The following is an 18,617-nucleotide window of genomic DNA, read 5'->3' on the forward strand; positions in this document are numbered from 1 at the left end:
TCTGAAGCACTCGCCATCCCGCCGCTTCTGCTTGAGCAGACAAGGCAGGATGGCGATGCGTACTTAGCGATAAACCGGCAGTAAATCGAAGCTGGAAAGAATATGTATCAGCGCGGTGCCGATACCAAATAACAGCACCAGCGCAATCATCGCATTGCCGCCGCGCACGCGGAACAGCGGGCTACCGAAACGGACGCGCGACGCGCGAGCCAGCAGCGCTGGCGTAATCACCGCCCACACCGTAGCCGCCAACCCGGCGAAACCAATCGCATAAATAAAGCCGTTCGGATACAGCAGGCCGCCGATAACAGGCGGAAGAAAAGTCACCAGTGCCGTTTTCGCTCTTCCCATCCGGCTATCGTCAAACTTCAGCAAATCCGCCAGATAATCGAACAGCCCCAGCGTTACGCCGAGAAACGAACACGCAACGGCAAAGTTGGAAAAGACGGTGAGCAACACGTCCAGATAAGGACTATTCAACACCCCACCCAACGCCTGCACCAGCACATCAATATTCCCGCCCCGTTCGGCAATCCCGATGAAGTCAGGGCGAGCGATATTCCCCATCGTACCAATCAGCCAGATGGTATACATCGCCAGCGCCAGTACGCTGCCAATAAACAAACAGCGTTTGATGATTTGCGGTTCACGGCCGTAGTGCTTCACCAGACTGGGAACGTTGCCGTGGAAGCCGAAAGACGCCAGGCAGAATGGCAGCGTCATCAGCACATACGGAAGATAGCTCGGTGCTTCCTCCGCCACATTGAGTAAAACAACGGGCTTAACATTCCACAGCAGACTGCCGAATGTCATGAAAAAGGTCAGAACTTTCGCCGCCAGGAAAAAAGCCGTCATGCGGCTGACTGCAGCAGTACTCCACCACACGGTTAGCGCGACAAACAGCGCAAACAGGAAGCCGCCGATCCGGGCAGAGAAATCGATCGACATCTCAGCCAGCGTGTGATGGATGATTGAACCACTCGCCGAAATGTAGGCGTAAGTCAGAATATAGAGGACGAAGGCGATCGATATGCCGTTAACGACATTCCAGCGCTGACCCAGCAGATCTTTAGTCAGCGTATCAAAGCTGGAGCCAGTCGGATAATTGAGGTTGGCTTCCAGTATCATCAAGCCCGAGTGATACATACAAAACCAGGTAAACACCAGCACGGCAAATGACCAGAAAAACCAGGCCCCCGACATCACCACCGGCAGGGAAAACATCCCGGCGCCGATAATCGTCCCTGCAATAATCATCGACCCGCCAAACAGCGAAGGAAGACGTTTTTCTGTACCGCTTTTTTCTACCGTATTTTCTTGCACTGCGCGTGTTGCCATAACCGATATTCGCTCGTTGTTTTTTATCGATTCCGGGGAAGATCCCCTAAAGACGAGGCGGGATCATGGCACAAAACGAAAATTATTCCATTGATTCATATTAGCTAAGCGACTATTTGGTCGATAAGCTGAGAGAATAAAAAAACCCAGCCAACAATCGACTGGGTTTATCTGTATTACTGGAAATAATTTACAGCGGTTGAGTTTGCGCTTCCACCACTGCCAACGCCACCATATTCACGATCCGACGCACCGAAGCAATTGGCGTCAGGATGTGTACCGGCTTCGAGATCCCCATCAGTACTGGCCCCACCGTCACGCCTTCTGAAGACGACACGCGCAGCAGGTTATAGCTGATACGTGCAGACTCCATATTCGGCATGATCAGGATGTTAGCCGAGCCTTTCAGCGGGCTGTCCGGCATCTGCTCGCGGCGGATCGCTTCCACCAGTGCGGCGTCGCCGTGCATCTCGCCGTCAATCTCCAGTTCTGGTGCCAGTTTGTTGACCAGCGCCAGCGTTGCCCGCATCTTCTGCGCCGTCGGAGAATCCGAGGTGCCGAAGCTGGAGTGCGACAGCAGCGCGACTTTCGGCTCGATACCGAAACGACGCACGCTTTCTGCCGCCATCAGGGTGATTTCCGCCAGCTGTTCCGGCGTTGGATCTGCGTTGACGTAGGTATCAGCGATAAAGGTATTGCCGCTCGGCAGCATCAGCGCGTTCATCGCACCCGCCGCATGTACGCCCTCGCGGTAGCCGAATACTTTCTCAACCACATCGAAATGCTCTTCATAGGTGCCAATCGTGCCGCAAATCAGCGCATCCGCTTCGCCACGGTGAACCATGATGGCACCAATCAGCGTTGGGTTGCCGATCACCGCGCGTTGTGCTTTTTCCTGCGACACACCGCGACGTTTCATCAGTTGAAAATACTCGCTCCAGTATTCTTTGAAGCGCGGATCCGATTCGTTGTTAACCACTTCGAAATCTTTACCGATGGTCAGTTGCAGCCCCAGTTTTTGCAGACGCATTTCAATCACGCTCGGGCGACCAATCAGAATTGGGAACGCCAGACCCAGCGTTACCAGTTCCTGCGTAGCATGCAGCACGCGAGCATCTTCACCTTCCGCGAATACCACACGCTTCGGCTGCTGACGCGCCTGTGCGAAGATCGGTTTCATGAACAGGTTAGTTTTGTAGACGAACTGGGTCAGTTTTTCGATGTAGGCATCGAAATCCTCGATAGGGCGCGTCGCCACGCCGGAATCCATCGCCGCCTTCGCCACTGCCGGTGCGATCTTGATGATCAAACGTGGGTCGAACGGTTTCGGAATCAGATAATCCGGTCCGAATGACAGATCCTGATCGCCATAGGCAGAGGCCACCACTTCACTCTGCTCCGCCAGCGCCAGATCGGCAATCGCGTGCACGCAAGCCAGCTTCATCTCTTCGTTAATCGTGGTCGCGCCCACATCCAGCGCGCCGCGGAAGATGAACGGGAAGCACAGGACGTTATTCACCTGATTCGGATAGTCCGAACGACCGGTACAGATAATCGCATCCGGGCGCACTTCTTTCGCCAGCGGCGGTAGAATTTCCGGTTCAGGGTTTGCCAATGCCATGATCAGCGGGCGCGGCGCCATGGTTTTCACCATATCCTGCGTCAGTACGCCAGGGCCGGAGCAGCCGAGGAAGATATCCGCATCAGGGATCACGTCTGCCAGTTTGCGCGCGCCGTTATCTTCTACTGCATAGGCCGCTTTAGTTTCTTCCATGTTTTCATCACGGCCGTGATAAATCACGCCGCGCGAATCACATACGACAATGTTGTGCTTCTGAAGGCCCAGCGCCACCAGCAGGTTCAGACAGGCGATAGACGCCGCGCCAGCACCGGATACCACCAGACGTACGTCAGAAATATTTTTTTCAACTACGCGCAGGCCGTTCAGAACCGCGGCAGTACAGATGATCGCCGTGCCGTGCTGATCGTCATGGAAGACGGGAATCTTCATGCGCTCACGCAGCTTCTTCTCGATGTAGAAGCACTCCGGTGCCTTGATGTCTTCCAGATTGATACCGCCGAACGTCGGCTCCAGCGCAGCGATCACGTCGATCAGCTTGTCTGGATCCAGTTCATCGACTTCGATATCGAAAACATCAATGCCGGAGAATTTTTTGAACAGAACGCCTTTACCTTCCATTACTGGCTTACCGGCCAGTGCACCGATATTGCCGAGGCCGAGAACGGCAGTTCCGTTAGAGATCACGGCGACCAGATTGCCGCGCGCAGTATATTTGTAGGCTGCCAGCGGATCTTCCGCAATTTCCAGACAGGGTGCGGCGACACCGGGAGAATACGCCAACGCCAGATCGCGCTGCGTCGCCAGCGGCTTCGTCGGGGAAACCTGAATTTTTCCGGGGATCGGATACTGGTGGAAATCAAGGGCACTTTGCTTTAGCTGTTCATCCATTTTATGTACCTTTTCGGTTTTGTTGTGTTGTGTCTGTAGGGTCGAGAGTACCCAGTATAGTGTTTGCCAATAGCTAAACTACCGAGAATGGCAAAAACTAAGGGGGAATGCTGGTTAATATAGTTATTTTATTTGACGGTTTTTTGTTCAGTAGCCGGATGCGCTACAAGCGAAAATCGCGCGGTGCAGGTACACCACGCGATAGAACAGAGAGTCAATAGAACAGATGGCGATGAGAGAAGATAGGGCGAAACTAGTGTTTGGCGGAGATCAAACTCAACACCGTGTATTAGCTCAGACCTGATCAAAGACTACATTCACAACCTGCTCAACATCGACATCTCTAACGATGAAATGTTGTACCTGATTATTCATATCGTCCGCATCACCCCGGAACAGGAAGCGCTCCCACCAGACGATAAACTGATAAGCGATTTCCCTACCGCTGCGGCACGTCTTCGTTCCGATGACCTCACAAGTACAACAGGCACAAGAGTAAATCCCTGATAGCCCCGTCTGGACAAGATAGACCCCACGCGGTGATACAGCGATTACTGAAGGTTTTATCGCATTTTTAGTTACCGGGCATGTTCAATCCATAAGGCATTGGCTACTATCAAGCTCATAGGCAAATTATGGAAAATTTTTGTGGCAACGATTACAGATATCGCTCAAAAAGCCGGAGTGGCAGCCTCAACCGTTTCTCGCGTACTTAACAACGATCCCAGCCTGTCCATCACCAAAGAGAAGCGCCAACTCATCAAGCAAATTGCCCATGAGCTGGCATATTTATCGCCCACACAGCGTAAGCAGCAGAAAAAAAAGTTAGAGAACTCGCTTGTGGTACGCTCTCATTTCAAAATGGATAATGACAACGTATTAAACCTCGCTGTCGTCCATTTTCTTACGCCCTCAGAAGAGCTCAACGACCCTTATTTCACCGCAATGCGTATTGGTATAGAAAACCGCTGCCACCATTTTAATATTTCGTTGCGTAATCTCTTCACCACCAATTTATCATCCAATAGTCAGACGTTAGCTCAGGCGCAGGCGATCATTTGCGTAGGTCACTTTAGCGATAGCGATATCGCCTTAATCTATTCATTAAATAAGAACCTGATTTTTATCGATTCTGCGCCCCTCGGTAAACAATGTGATGCCGTGCTTTTTGATCGGGAAGCGGCTGCCCGTGAGGTATTACATTACATTGTTAAGAGCGGTGCCCAGCGCCCCGCATTTATCGGGAACAATGAGAGCCGACTGCATGTATTTCAAGAGATAACCCAACAATACGGTATCTACCACGAGTCGCGATGTAAGGTCAGCCAGTTATTCTGTATTGAGTCCGGCTATCAGGCGATGAATGAGTTACTGCAACAAAAAGAGTGGCCTGATGTCGTGTTCGCCGCAACAGACATTATCGCGATTGGCGTGTACCGTGCGGTTCAAGAGAAAGGCATTACCATTCCCAGACAAATAAAAGTGGTCGGGATGAATGATATCCCCACGGCACAGCACCTCAACCCCAGCTTGACCACAATGCGGCTCTACCCTACTGAAATGGGCGAAGCCGCCGTCGATCTGTTTTTAGAGCTGGTAGCGGGACGCTATTATAAGAAACACGTACAGGTTGGTTATGAGATGGTCTGGCGCGAAAGCTTCACACTCAGCACGATGTAACGGTATCCGTTTATAATACGTCCCTGCTATTTCTGACCTTTGCAAGCAAGCTACGCGGCCATAAAGCATCAATTAGCGGTTATTTTCCATAGCTGATTCCATCCGCCGTTATCATTCCATTGGATACCTGCTGCGCCATTCTCTGTCGAGCGACTGCTGATATCCAAAAGCTTTCCGCTATTCCTATTCATGATTTTATAATAGCCATCACCTGCATCCAAAATCAGCCACTGCTGGCTAAAATGCCCGGTGTTGTACATTTGGATAATTTGCGCCCCTTCATCATTGGCACTGGAGGCAATATCGATGTACTTTCCACTATTAACATTCACCAGATTAAAATAACCATTACCAATCGCGTTGAAATAAAAACGCTGGCTGTCCCAGTTGCCATCGCTGTATTGTTCAAGCAATGCGCTATCTTCATGCGAACCGCCCACGACATTGAGCGATTTACCGCTGTGCCGATTCGCGATCTTATAGCGTGTGCCGTTGATAAAATTGATTTGCGATTCAGCAAACGCGTCCAGCGCCCGGGTAAATTGCAATACATTGTTTGAAACGCGCGTCGTCGCCCCTAATGCATATCCATCCGGCAACACACTGGCATTACCCGCAGGTTCCCAATAAAAAACCCCAATCCCCTTATTTCCCGGCACCGCTTTAACAAGATTAATCGTATCCTTAATCGTCCAGTAACTGTCTGTCGGGTTAGTTTCCAAACCACCGACTTCAACAACCATGACTTCCTTACCATACCGGCTCGCCATATCATTGAGATTGCTAGCCAGTGCGCCAGTGAGTTCCCAATAGTTCTTCCCCTCCCAATAGGGATAGAATGAAAAACCAATCACATCGGTTTTCCCACCGTGCGTGGTGAGGAAATTGTCAAAAAACCAGCGAGCGTTTGAATTATTATCCCCATGCGCCAAATGGCTGATCACCTTAGAGGAAGGACTGACCGCTTTAACCGCATCATAGCCCGCATTCAGTAGCTGCGTTAAATTGGCAAACCGACTGGTACTGCCTTCCGGTAATAAAATTCCCGGATTCATTTCGTTGCCAACCTGCACCCACTCAGGTGTCACGCCTGCGGATATCAACGCGCTCATCACCTCATGTGTATGATTATAAACGGCCGTCGTTAACTGGCTAAGATTGTAATTCGCCCACGCAGCAGGCTTGATTTGATGACCAGGATCGGCGAAAACATCGCTGTAGTGGAAATCCACCATGACGCGCATTCCCATCGCTTTCGCACGCTGTGCGGCTGCTACCACACGAGTTTTATCCGTATAGCCGAGCAGCGTCCAGGTCGTATTATCTTTATGCCATAACGCGCTGGGATCGGGGTTAACAAAAATACGCAACCGCACAGCGTTTATGCCGTGATCGCGCAATATCTGCAATACATCCCGCTGAGTTCCGGTATCGTCACGCCAGGTGACTCCCCGATCTTCCAATTGCTTTACCCAACCAATATCTGCGCCATAAGCAAACGGCTGCGCCGCTTTAGCCAGAGTGGTCGCCATGAATCCTATAAATAGCATTAACAATACAGAGATCATTCCTGAATAATTATTCTTTTTCATTCATTTCTCCTTGAGATAACACTCTTAAATAGTATTTATTACATAAATACCCAGGTACAGATTCAAGAATAGCGTGCGACATTTATAAAGAATAAATCTCACACAATAAACCAAGCAGCCAATATTAATGGCTGCCTGGCTAATTCCCTTACCTTTTCACTTATTCAATATGGCGTTTTCTATAGCGTTATTCTCACCATGAAAGATATTTTTTAATTAATTCGCTTTCCGTTTTCATCAAAGAAATGCAGATTTTCACTACGACATGTCAGCGGAATCGTTGAGTAAGGCGTAATACTATTATCACCCGACAAATGCACTTTGAAATGATTCACACCAGAATAGGCACCAAAAATATACGTCGCATTACCCAGCCTTTCAGTAACCTCACTATTGATCGACAAACTGACATCCCCGCCATTCGGGTCAATACTCAGGTGCTCAGGACGAATACCCACGGTAATTTTCTGATCGGTGTGCAATCCGTGGTTGGCAAGATTCACGGAAAGTGTATTGAGCTTATTGATCAAGATGCTCACGCGATTGCCTTCAATCTGAAGGACTTCGCCTGGTAGAAAATTCATATTCGGCGAACCGATAAAACCGGCAACAAACAAATTCTCCGGCTTATGGTATAGCTCCATCGGTGTGCCAACCTGCTCAATATATCCTTTGTTCAACACTACGATTTTATCCGCCAGCGTCATCGCTTCCACCTGGTCGTGCGTCACATAGATCATAGTGTTACGCATTTCCTGGTGCAGTCGGGCAATCTGCAAACGCATTTCCACGCGTAATTCGGCGTCGAGGTTTGATAGCGGCTCATCGAATAAGAATACTTTAGGATCGCGTACAATAGCTCGCCCAATTGCAACACGCTGACGTTGGCCACCGGACAGTTGCTTCGGTGTACGATCTAATAAGGCTTCGAGCTGAAGCGTCATCGCCGCCTTCCGCACCATCTCTTCGACTTCGGCTTTAGGGCGCCCATTCATTCTTAACCCAAATCCCATGTTTTCAGCCACGGTCATATGCGGGTACAGCGCATAGGATTGGAAAACCATCGCAATCCCCCGCTCTGCGGGATCAAAATGGTTAACTAAACGGTTATCAATATGAATTTCACCATCCGTGATCTCTTCCAGTCCAGCGATCATCCTCAGCAATGTCGATTTACCGCATCCCGATGGGCCAACGAATACCACAAACTCGCCAGAATTAATTTCAAGATTGATACGATGGATCGTCTCCGTCTTATCGTAACGCTTCACTATATTTTTTAGTAAAATATCAGCCATGTGAACCTCAAACTTTAATTTTCCATTGAGAGCGTATTACTTTACCGCTCCCGTCATGCTGGCGATAAATTGCTTCTGCATGGCAAAGAAGATAAGTAAACTGGGAAGTGTAGAAATAACTGTTCCAACCATAATCAATCCGAAATCTGGAGAATAAGCGGAAGCAAAACTCGATAGCACCAGATTAATCGTTTTTAATTCATTAGATTGAAGGACAATAAGCGGCCAGAGAAAGGCATTCCACGACGTCATGAAAACAATAATAAAAGCAGCGGAATAGCTGGCACGCATAATTGGCACGTAGACGTACAGGAAAATTTTCCACTCAGCGACGCTTTCCACACGTGCAGCATCAATCAACTCTCTCGGGAACGTTTTAGTACACTGCCTAAAGTAGAAAATAATAAAGGCCCCAGCCACTGTCGGCATGATCACGGCAAAGTGTGTATCCAGCAACCCCGCCTTACCAAACATGGTGAAGAGCGGGATCATTAACGCCGCGAACGGGATCATCATCGTCGTTAATAGCGCCACATAGACACGTTCACGATTCTTGCTGGCATAAATTTCAAACGCATAGCCTGCGATAGAGCACACGACAAGCGTTGACACCGTACTGATCAACGCAATTTTTGACGTGTTCCAGAACACCAGCGCCAGATCCACCTGGCTCGTCAGATTGGTAAAATTGACTAGTAATTGATCGCCAAACGTGAATTTCCCCATGTTAATTTGGCTGGTACTATTCGTGCTCGACACCACCATCCAATAGAAAGGGAAAAGCGAAAAAATGCTCATCAACACGAGAAAAATATGCATGAGTATGCTGTTAACTTTACTTTTTCTCATATCATCCCTTCCGTGCTGCTTTAAACTGAATCAGTGCCAATATTGCTGAGAAAACAACAATGACGTACGAAACCGTTGCTGCATAGCCAAAGTTAGGCACAAACTTGAATGACAGGTTATAAATATAAAGCGATAACGTCAGCGTCGCATTTGCCGGGCCACCATTCGTGATATTCATCGCTTCATCAAACAGCTGTAATGTGCCAATAGTTGATGTCACGCTGGTAAAAAGAATAACCGGTTTCAATAAGGGGATCGTAATGAAGAAAAATTGCTTAATAGGGCTGACGCCATCAACTCGGGCAGCCTCGTAAATCGACTTATCAATATTCTGCATCGCGGAAAGATAGAATATCATGTTATATCCCGTCCAACGCCATGTAATGGCAATAATGATGGTCACCTTCGCCCAGAAAGGATCGGATAGCCACGGAATCGGATCGTCAATAACATGAATAAACAGTAAGAATGAATTAATCACGCCATCCAGTTCAAACATACTCTTGAAAAGAATTGAGTAGGCAACCAGTGAGGTTACACAAGGCAGAAAGATCGCTATTCTAAACCACTGGCGATATTTAAGCTGAGACGAATTCAAGCAAGAAGAAATAGCCAATGATAATAAAATCATAATAGGCACTTGGATTACCAGAAAGGTCAGCGTATTCCACAGTGCCGTTTTGAACATAGGGTCATTGAATAAACGAATGATATTTCCCAAGCCAACAAATTGTGTCACCACACCCCGGCCGGACTGAAAAGAGAGCCAAAGTGATTTGAAAATAGGGTATATCGTCATTAAGGCAATTAACCCAACGGCGGTAGCGACAAAAGCCCAACCGTTGATGTTATAAAGCCTATTCATTTTAGGTTTATACATCATTATCACACCATCGATTTCTGGAGAGAAATACTTGAGGGCTTCCCGCCCTCAAGCTCACACTCGCTACTGCATAATCTGATTTTTTAATGTCGTTTCGGCGCGTTTTAAAACGTCATCGACAGAATCGCCTTTCAGTAATGCAGGTATTTCAGCAGCAATGGCGTTATCCACTTCCTGGGTATACATACCGTAGGAAACCTGTGGGATTTCAGTCACCCATTTAGAAAAATCAGCGAACACGGGTTGCCCGCCAAAGAACGGATCCTGTACCGCGTAAGCAGGGCCGGAAGTGGCTGGAAGGAAGGTGGCGAGCGCACCGCGATCAACCAACAGGGTTTGATACATATTGCTATCCGCCGCGAAGGTTTTCTGCAAAAACTCGATCGCCTGTTTAGTATTTTTGCCGCCCTTTAAGACATACCAGCTCGATCCCCCCTGATTGGAGGCATGTACCGCTTTGTCGAGGTTCAGCCGTGGAATCGGCGCGACACGCCATTTTCCTTTCTGATCTTCAGCGCTTTTAATTGAACCAATCACCCATACACCAGAAACCACACTCGCCGATTTCCCGGCATTAAAACTCCCGACAAAACTCGACCAACCAGAGATAGGACGGGCAATTTTCGCGTCGTTAATCGCTTTAATCGTTTTTAATGTTTCTTTCAGTGCATTGTTTTTGGTGAGATTGAGTTGCCCCTGATTATCGAAGAACCATTCTCCACCGGACTGCATCATAATATGAGGAAGCACCACATCGTTCATATCGTAGGTCAGCATATCAACGCCGGTTTTCGCTTTTACCTGCTTACCGATTTCAATATATTTATCCCAGGTAATATTCACCATATCGCTCTCTTTATATCCGGCAGCCTCCAGATAATCGAGTCGATAGAACATTCCCGCTACGCCGGAATCAAAAGGGACACCGTATACCTTGTTCCCTACCGTCATCACTTTCGTTTTATAAGGCGCAAACTGGCTATAATCGATGGCATCCTGTAATGGGATAAACGAGTCAGGATAAGCCTGAAGATATTTCTGAGCATTATAATCTTCAATCAGCACAATATCAGGAAGGGAGTTTTTAACCCCTGAAGCCAACATGGTATTTAATTTCTGCTCAATGTCTTCTTTACCTGAATCGATCACTTTTAGACTGAAACTTGGATCGGCTTTTTTATATATCGACGATGCCTCATGCATTGCCGCAACATTGAAATTAGGATCCCAGGCCCACACGGTGACTTCAGCAGCCAGGCTATGACTCGATAAACCCAGCGTGAGGAATGAAACTGCAAATAGGGTAGATACTTTATTCTTGATCTTCATCAGAGCAGTCCTTCTTTACTTTTTGTAAAGAGAGAATATGAGTTACTGCATAATGAAGCAACGAGTTACACCGCTTACATTCTTTCATCCGGTGATACGGGTCACACAACAGGGAGAAAAATGACTAAATATTCGATCTAAATACAAAAAATTTAGGAAAAATTTCCTCCTATAATGCCCATAATCGTCGATTAAACTGATTAAAATAAAAACAAAAATCGCCTCATCCCATTGAAAACAAAACAAAAAAAGACGTTATAAAAAGTTTACTCAGCTAATATTAACCATAATCACACCGTCACCATGAAATGACGCAAAAATGAAAGCGTTACCACACCAAATCAAGCGGCACACAGGGATATCCGTGTACCGCAAACATGTCTACGCGCCGGCAAACCAGCCGCGAATGATCGCGTGCTGTAGCAGCATGATGGTTTTGCCGTCTTTAATCCGGCCATCGTTCATCATCGCGACAGCTTCGCTGAATGGCAGTTCCAGCACCTCGATATCTTCATCTTCCACACCGCCGCCAGCATTATCCCGTAGCGATTCATCGTATTCGGCAGCAAAGAAATGCAGCCGTTCTGTGACACCGCCGGGCGACATATAGGCATCGAACAGCTTTTCAACGTTACCCACCGCATAACCGGTTTCTTCTATCGCCTCGTTGCGGATGCACTCTTCGGGCGAATGATCGTCCAGCAACCCCGCGCAGGCCTCCAGCAGCATGCCACTTTCGTTACCGTTGACGTAGGTAGGAATACGGAACTGCCGCGTCAGGATCACCGTGCCTTTTGCCCGGTTGTACAGCAGAATCGTTGCGCCGTCGCCACGGTCATAAACCTCACGAATTTGGCGCACCACGCCGCCATTCTTTCTTTTTAAATCAAAAACATACTTGTGAAGGATAAACCAGTGGTCAGATAGCAGCTTCTTTTCGACGATATCAATGGGGGACGACATGCAAACACCTCGGCGATCGATGGCTGGAAGGACTCATTTCATTTATAAAAGCCGGACCATCATATCCCCTTTTAACTCAGGTATAAACGAGCAGGAAAACGCATACCTAACGGGAATAACGGCATAATTAAAAACTAACCACATGATTTTTATGACTTAGTGCCACACTTCCATTTCGCTCTTTTCGTCCATCCCTGGTTTCTCGTCTATGCTATACCCTAAGTTATTCGCGTTTCAGGAAGTCACGCTGCGCTTTCGTTATCTTCATCATTACTGCCAATTCTCTATCGCGCTTACCGCATCGCTTTCCTGATCCGCACAAATTCCATACCGCATCACTTCTCCAACAACATCATCGAGGTAGATAACATGAGCCATTTCATTTTCTCTTCACCTAGAAAATATGTTCAGGGTCGCGGCGTACTGGATGAGCTGGGCGAGCAGCTTAAGCCGCTGGGTACGAAAGCCTTTCTGATGGCAGACGGCATCGTGTGGGACATTATCGGACAGCGCGTCGATGTTTCTCTCAAGCAGGCGAGTATCGGCCACCATTACGAGCGCTTCAACGGTGAGGCTTCCAGCAACGAAATCACGCGCCTTGCCAAGCTGGCACGTGACGCAGGGACGAATATCGTGGTCGGATTAGGTGGCGGCAAAACGCTCGATACCGCGAAAGCCGTTGCCGATGAGCTAAAACACAACGTGGCTATCGTCCCGACCGTGGCCTCAACGGATGCGCCGTGCAGCGCACTGTCCGTCATCTACACCGACGACGGCGTATTTGAGTCTTATCGTTTTTACGACAAAAACCCCGATCTGGTGTTAGTCGATACAGCTGTATGCGCGCAGGCACCTGCCCGCCTGTTCGCCTCCGGCATTGCCGATGGGCTGGCTACTTTTGTCGAAGCACAGGCGGTTTTGCGCTCTCACTCACTTTCCATGCTGGGCGGAAAACCCACACTGGCAGGTATGGCGATTGCCGAAACCTGCGAAAAAACGCTGCTAACCTACGGCTACAGCGCCTATAAAGCAGTGGAGAAAGGCGCGGTCACGCCAGCGGTGGAATCTGTGGTTGAAGCGAATACGCTGCTTTCCGGTCTGGGATTCGAGAATGGCGGGCTGGCAGGCGCTCACGCCATCCACAACGGTTTTACCGCGATTAAAGGCGATATCCACCATCTCACGCACGGGGAAAAAGTCGCCTACGGCACGTTAACGCATATGGTGCTGGAGCAGCGTCCCGATGAAGAAATCGCCCGCTACATCCGCTTCTACCGCGCCATCAACATGCCAACCCGGTTAAAAGATTTGCATCTGGAAAATGAGCCGTTTGAGAATCTGGTCAAAGTGGGTGAACTGGCATGCAGCGATGCCGATACGCTGAAAAATCTGGACAGCGGGTTAACGGCAGAAGACGTCGCCCACGCGATTGTTGCCGTCGATGCATTCAGCAAAACTATCGCTTAGCCGTAACCGCGGTAAAAAGCCTGACGTCAGCAAAATCGATCCAATGGCGTCGGGCTTGGCATATCAGATGTGCCCTTCCCTCCACATCACAACCACAAAACGTTCTCGTTGCGTCATCAACCTGCTCACGACTATTCACTTTTATTTGATGAGAAAACGGGCAGGATAACGACATGTTCTCTGTACTTTGGGTTGTCGCATGATGGATCGTCCCCGCCTGGTTCCCCTATCGGATACGCTGACGCTTGCTCTTTTCGGGACGATCGTGCTGGCATTAGGTATGGGGCTTGGGCGTTTTTTGTATACGCCGATGCTGCCCGTGATGCTGGAAGAAGGCCGTTTCACCTTCAACCAGCTTTCCTATATTGCCAGCGCGAACTACGCTGGCTATCTGTTCGGTAGCCTGCTTTTCTCTTTCAGCCGCCGCACCTCAGCTTCTCAACCGATGTTCCTGCTGTTTAGCGCCGCCGCCGCGACCGGCGTTTTACTTCTCGCGATGGCAATGACCACCAGCACGACACTGATTATGGTTATTCGTTTCCTCGCCGGGATCGCCAGTGCGGCGATGATGATCTTCGGCTCGTTGGCCATTTTGCACCACACCAGACAGGCTCGCGTTATCGCCTCGCTTTACGCCGGAGTAGGCGTAGGGATCGTATTAGGCAATGAATACATCATCATCGGACGGCATTACGCCCTCACCGCCGAGCTATTATGGTGGGGAGCCGCGCTGCTATCAGCATTGCTTTTGCTCGCCTTATTTATCCTTTCGCCGCCTAAATCCAGCGTCGCGCCACAAACTATGGCGAATAACGATGAGCCGCCTCAGCTTGGCTGGAGGCGACTTGCGCTGCTGTACGGCCTTGCAGGATTCGGGTACATCATCATCGCCACCTACCTGCCGTTGATAGTGACTGCACTGGATATGCCGCGTGTATCTCTTCATCTCTGGTCGCTGGTTGGGCTGGCCATCATTCCCGGCTGTTTTTTCTGGCTGTGGGCCGCCAGTCGCTGGGGAACCTTGCCCTGCCTAACGGCAAACCTGCTCATTCAAGGCGTATGCGTCCTGCTGACGCTGTATAGTCACTCGCCCACGGCGTTGATACTCAGCTGTATCGGCTTTGGTGCTACCTTTATGGGAACAACGTCGCTGGTGATGCCCTTAGCCAAACGGCTACGCGTGCCGCACAGCATCAACCTACTTGGTCTGGTAACACTCACTTACGGCATTGGCCAAATTCTTGGCCCGCTGCTCACCAGCGCGTTAACGAATAACAACGCTGTCGCCCCAGCCATTCTGTGCAGCGCAGCAGCACTTTTCATCGCGGCAGGACTCTGCTTCCCTTACCGTCGTCCACAACCCTAATCCCGGAGAACACATGCCATACGTCAACATCAAAATTACCAATGAGGGCGTCACCGCTGAACAAAAACGTCAGTTGATTGAGGGCGTGACCCAACTACTGGTCGACGTGCTCAACAAAAACCCGAAAACCACCGTGGTCGTGATTGATGAAGTCGAAACGGACAATTGGGGAATCGGCGGCGTGCCAGTGACGGAACTGAGGAAGGTCAGTAAGAAGTAAGAAGTAAGAAGTAAGAAGGTTAACAAATAACAAAACGGTGCCACGCGATGTGGCACCGGACTTATATCCCCGACATCGTATCAATGAGCAGATACATATTCAGGGACACGACGAGCACGACAATGAGTTGCCCAATGCGCTGTACCCATTTTCCGTTGACCATCGTCCCCATCAGTTCACGGTTACCCGTGAAGGACAGCAGGGGAACCAGCGCCAGCGCAATCCCGAAACTCAGCACCACCTGACTTAACACCAGCACGCGCGTTGGATCCATACCGGACAGGATCACAATAAACGACGGTAGCATCGTTACGCTACGACGTACCCACAGCGGGATGTGGAAGCGCACAAATCCCTGCATCACCACCTGCCCCGCCAGCGTGCCGACAACCGTGGATGACAGGCCTGCCGCTACCAAACTCAGACCGAAAATCACCGCAGCGGCTTTACCCAACAGCGGCTCCAGCGTGAGATAGGCTTTATCCAGATCGGCGATATCCTGATTGCCGCTGAAATGGAAGGCTGCCGCCGCCGTCGCCATCATCGCTAGATTGACGAATCCTGCGATGGTCATTGCAATCGCGACATCGACTTTCGTTGCCGAATAACGCTCAGCACGAGTATGGCTGCCTTCGTGCTGCGTCAGGGAAGAATGAAGGTAAATCACATGCGGCATAATGGTCGCCCCCAGCACGCCCGCTGCCAGCAGCACGGCATCGGAGGTCGGCAGACTAGGCATTGCCATGCCTTTGGCTAACGCGGACAGCTCAGGCTGCGAGAAGACCAATTCGACAATATACGCCGCCGCAACAAACAGCAGCAGACCGCCGATGACCATTTCCAGCGGCTTCTGGCCGCGCTGTTGCAGCATTAAAATCAGGAAAGTGGCAATAGCGGTAAGAATCGCGCCTTCCAGCAACGACACGCCCAAGAGGAGTTTGAAACCAATCGCCGCACCGATAAACTCGGCGAGATCGGTCGCCATCGCAATAATTTCGGCCTGCACCCAATACGCCCAAACGGCCGGGCGCGGAAAGCGATCGCGGATATGTTCCGCCAGATTCTTACCCGTTGCGATCCCCAATTTGGCGGACAACAGTTGAATCAGCATCGCCATCAGGTTCGCCCACACCACCACCCACAGCAGCGTATAGCCATAGGCTGCGCCAGACTGGATGTTTGTGGCGAAATTACCCGGATCGATATAACCAATCGCCGCGATAAACGCCGGCCCCATCAGAGAAAGTTTGACCTTCCTTGATGTACGGCTTGTTGACTCAATAACACGGCTACCCGGCATAGTATGACCCTTCTAACACTGGTGTTTTACTACTCTCACAGAAACGATAATGATTATCAAGTGCATTTAGAGAGGTGATACCAATTCTTTTGATAGTTAAAGATGATGAGTCATTCAAAACCTAAAAAACATCTTTTTTATCAAACAAATCTTAACAAAATATAAACAAAAAACCCCATGCTGGGCACGGGGTTTGGAAATGAAGACACGCTGTAGATACTGCGCGTAAAAGCAAAAACTATCAGTCTTGTGCTTTTGATACCGCAACCATCGCCGGACGCAGCAAACGGCCATTCAGCGTATAGCCTTTTTGCATGACCATCATGACATGGTTCGGCTGGTGATCGGCCGAAGGTAACATCGTCATTGCCTGATGCACTTCTGGGTTAAACGGTACGTTTACATCACCGACAACCTCAATACCAAATTTGCGGACTGCATCCAGCAATGATTTCAGCGTCAGTTCAACACCTTCAATCATCGCAGCCAGTGATTCATTGGCTTTATCCGCCGTATCCAGCGCGCGTTCCAGGTTATCGATAACTGGCAGCATTTCGCTGGCAAATTTTTCTACCGCAAATTTATGCGCTTTCTCAACATCCATTTCCGCACGGCGGCGAACGTTATCCGCTTCAGCACGAACACGAAGCATATTGTCACGCTCACGCTGTTGCAGTTCGCTCAACTGGGCTTCCAGCTCGGCGATGCGCGCATCACGCGGGTCAGCTACGTCTGCCGTCTCTGGCGCGGCATCCGCTTGCTGCCCTTTTGCTGCTTCCTTTTGATCCAGCACTTGCTCGTCAGGCGTTTTCTGTTCTTTACTACTCATGAAATTCTCCGCGGTTTAGCATTAATCTCGCTAGTTGCTTATTATGGGGATCAAAATCGGGGATTCAAGGGAACCCGTCATATATTGGTTCCCACCGCTGCCGATACACCACGCTGAGGACAAAACAGCAATGAACACACCGCTTACAATGAACAGGCCGTTTAATTGTATTGGCATTGTCGGCCATCCGCGCCACCCAACGGCGCTGGCAACGCATGAGATGCTTTACCACTGGCTCACCGACAAAGGTTACTCGGTTCTGATCGAGCAGCAGATCGCCCGTGAATTGAATCTGAAAGACGCTCCGACAGGTAGCCTTGCCGACATTGGCCAGCAAGCGGATTTGGCGGTTGTCGTCGGCGGTGACGGCAATATGCTCGGCGCAGCGCGCGTGCTGTCGCGCTATGACATCAAGGTGATCGGTGTGAACCGTGGCAACCTCGGTTTTCTGACCGATCTCGACCCTGACCATGCGCAGCAGCAGCTTTCTGACGTGCTCGACGGCCATTACCTGAGCGAACAACGCTTCATGCTGGAAGCGCACGTTTGCCGCGCCAACCAGCCCGACAGCATTAGTACCGCCATTAACGAAGTGGTGCTTCACCCGGGAAAAGTCGCACATATGATTGAATTTGAAGTCTATATTGACGACAAATTCGCCTTCTCCCAACGTTCAGATGGCCTGATTATCGCCACCCCCACGGGCTCAACCGCCTATTCCCTTTCCGCTGGCGGCCCAATCCTGACGCCGTCGCTGGATGCCATCGCACTGGTGCCTATGTTCCCGCATACGCTGTCAGCCCGTCCGCTGGTCATCAACAGCAGCAGTACGATCCGGCTGAAATTTTCCTGCATTACTAATGACCTGGAAATCAGCTGCGACAGCCAGATTGCGTTACCGGTACAGGAAGGCGAAGAAGTGCTCATTCGCCGCAGCGAGCACCACCTAAATCTGATTCATCCAAAAAATTACAGTTATTTCAATACACTAAGCTCAAAACTCGGCTGGTCAAAAAAATTATTCTAAAATTCT

Annotated in this window: 15 protein-coding genes; 5 read left to right on the forward strand and 10 right to left on the reverse strand. The window is 49.7% G+C overall.

Annotation, left to right across the window (positions count from 1 at the left end):
• Nucleotides 1-63 precede the first annotated feature (63 nt).
• On the reverse strand, nt 64-1,338 hold the full coding sequence (gene mtr, locus I2D83_RS18040; RefSeq protein ID WP_180778099.1) for a tryptophan permease: 1,275 nt from the start codon (nt 1,336-1,338) through the stop codon (nt 64-66).
• Nucleotides 1,339-1,528: 190 nt separating this feature from the next.
• Entirely contained in the window at nt 1,529-3,808 is a 2,280-nt protein-coding gene (maeB, locus tag I2D83_RS18045) for an NADP-dependent oxaloacetate-decarboxylating malate dehydrogenase (protein ID WP_180778098.1), read from the reverse strand.
• Nucleotides 3,809-4,456: 648 nt separating this feature from the next.
• Here maeB and I2D83_RS18050 point away from each other — a divergent pair.
• A complete protein-coding gene (locus I2D83_RS18050; protein WP_181829606.1) occupies nt 4,457-5,488 on the forward strand; it encodes a LacI family DNA-binding transcriptional regulator in 1,032 nt (343 codons plus the stop codon).
• Between the two features lie 68 nt (nt 5,489-5,556).
• On the opposite strand, the gene I2D83_RS18055 is transcribed toward I2D83_RS18050, so the two are convergent.
• The 6 genes from I2D83_RS18055 to nudK form a co-directional block, all read right to left on the reverse strand.
• Nucleotides 5,557-7,080, reverse strand: coding sequence for a glycosyl hydrolase 53 family protein (locus tag I2D83_RS18055; protein ID WP_180777562.1), 1,524 nt, complete (start codon nt 7,078-7,080; stop codon nt 5,557-5,559).
• Nucleotides 7,081-7,292: 212 nt separating this feature from the next.
• Nucleotides 7,293-8,378, reverse strand: a complete 1,086-nt coding sequence (locus I2D83_RS18060; protein ID WP_205947046.1) for an ABC transporter ATP-binding protein — start codon at nt 8,376-8,378, stop codon at nt 7,293-7,295.
• 36 nt (nt 8,379-8,414) lie between these two features.
• Nucleotides 8,415-9,227 carry a carbohydrate ABC transporter permease gene (locus I2D83_RS18065; RefSeq protein WP_012773435.1) on the reverse strand — a complete coding sequence of 271 codons (813 nt, stop codon included), beginning with the start codon at nt 9,225-9,227 and terminating at the stop codon, nt 8,415-8,417.
• 1 nt (nt 9,228) lies between these two features.
• Nucleotides 9,229-10,110: a carbohydrate ABC transporter permease gene (locus tag I2D83_RS18070; protein ID WP_012773434.1), complete on the reverse strand. Its 882-nt coding sequence runs from the start codon at nt 10,108-10,110 to the stop codon at nt 9,229-9,231.
• Nucleotides 10,111-10,173: 63 nt separating this feature from the next.
• Nucleotides 10,174-11,439: an ABC transporter substrate-binding protein gene (locus tag I2D83_RS18075; RefSeq protein WP_012773433.1), complete on the reverse strand. Its 1,266-nt coding sequence runs from the start codon at nt 11,437-11,439 to the stop codon at nt 10,174-10,176.
• Nucleotides 11,440-11,820: 381 nt separating this feature from the next.
• Nucleotides 11,821-12,402, reverse strand: a complete 582-nt coding sequence (gene nudK / locus I2D83_RS18080; protein ID WP_182101080.1) for a GDP-mannose pyrophosphatase NudK — start codon at nt 12,400-12,402, stop codon at nt 11,821-11,823.
• Between the two features lie 369 nt (nt 12,403-12,771).
• Here nudK and I2D83_RS18085 point away from each other — a divergent pair, with 369 nt between their 5' ends.
• The 3 genes from I2D83_RS18085 (at nt 12,772) to I2D83_RS18095 (ending at nt 15,455) form a co-directional block, all read left to right on the forward strand.
• Entirely contained in the window at nt 12,772-13,869 is a 1,098-nt protein-coding gene (locus I2D83_RS18085) for a glycerol dehydrogenase (RefSeq protein WP_181829610.1), read from the forward strand.
• Nucleotides 13,870-14,068: 199 nt separating this feature from the next.
• The gene (locus I2D83_RS18090; protein WP_205947047.1) at nt 14,069-15,235 is read left to right on the forward strand and encodes an MFS transporter; all 1,167 of its coding nucleotides are present in this window, start codon (nt 14,069-14,071) and stop codon (nt 15,233-15,235) included.
• Between the two features lie 13 nt (nt 15,236-15,248).
• Nucleotides 15,249-15,455, forward strand: a complete 207-nt coding sequence (locus tag I2D83_RS18095; RefSeq protein ID WP_205947048.1) for a 2-hydroxymuconate tautomerase family protein — start codon at nt 15,249-15,251, stop codon at nt 15,453-15,455.
• Nucleotides 15,456-15,516: 61 nt separating this feature from the next.
• On the opposite strand, the gene I2D83_RS18100 is transcribed toward I2D83_RS18095, so the two are convergent.
• A complete protein-coding gene (locus I2D83_RS18100; RefSeq protein WP_012773428.1) occupies nt 15,517-16,755 on the reverse strand; it encodes an Nramp family divalent metal transporter in 1,239 nt (412 codons plus the stop codon).
• A 241-nt stretch (nt 16,756-16,996) separates the two neighbouring features.
• Entirely contained in the window at nt 16,997-17,584 is a 588-nt protein-coding gene (gene grpE / locus I2D83_RS18105; protein WP_012773427.1) for a nucleotide exchange factor GrpE, read from the reverse strand.
• A gap of 148 nt (nt 17,585-17,732) precedes the next feature.
• Between grpE and nadK the strand changes: the two genes are divergently transcribed.
• Nucleotides 17,733-18,611 (forward strand): NAD(+) kinase, encoded by an 879-nt coding sequence (gene nadK, locus I2D83_RS18110; protein WP_043881716.1) that lies wholly within the window; start codon nt 17,733-17,735, stop codon nt 18,609-18,611.
• The last annotated feature ends 6 nt before the right edge of the window (nt 18,612-18,617 follow it).

The organism is Pectobacterium aroidearum (genome assembly GCF_015689195.1).
Taxonomy (GTDB): Bacteria; Pseudomonadota; Gammaproteobacteria; order Enterobacterales; family Enterobacteriaceae; genus Pectobacterium; species Pectobacterium aroidearum.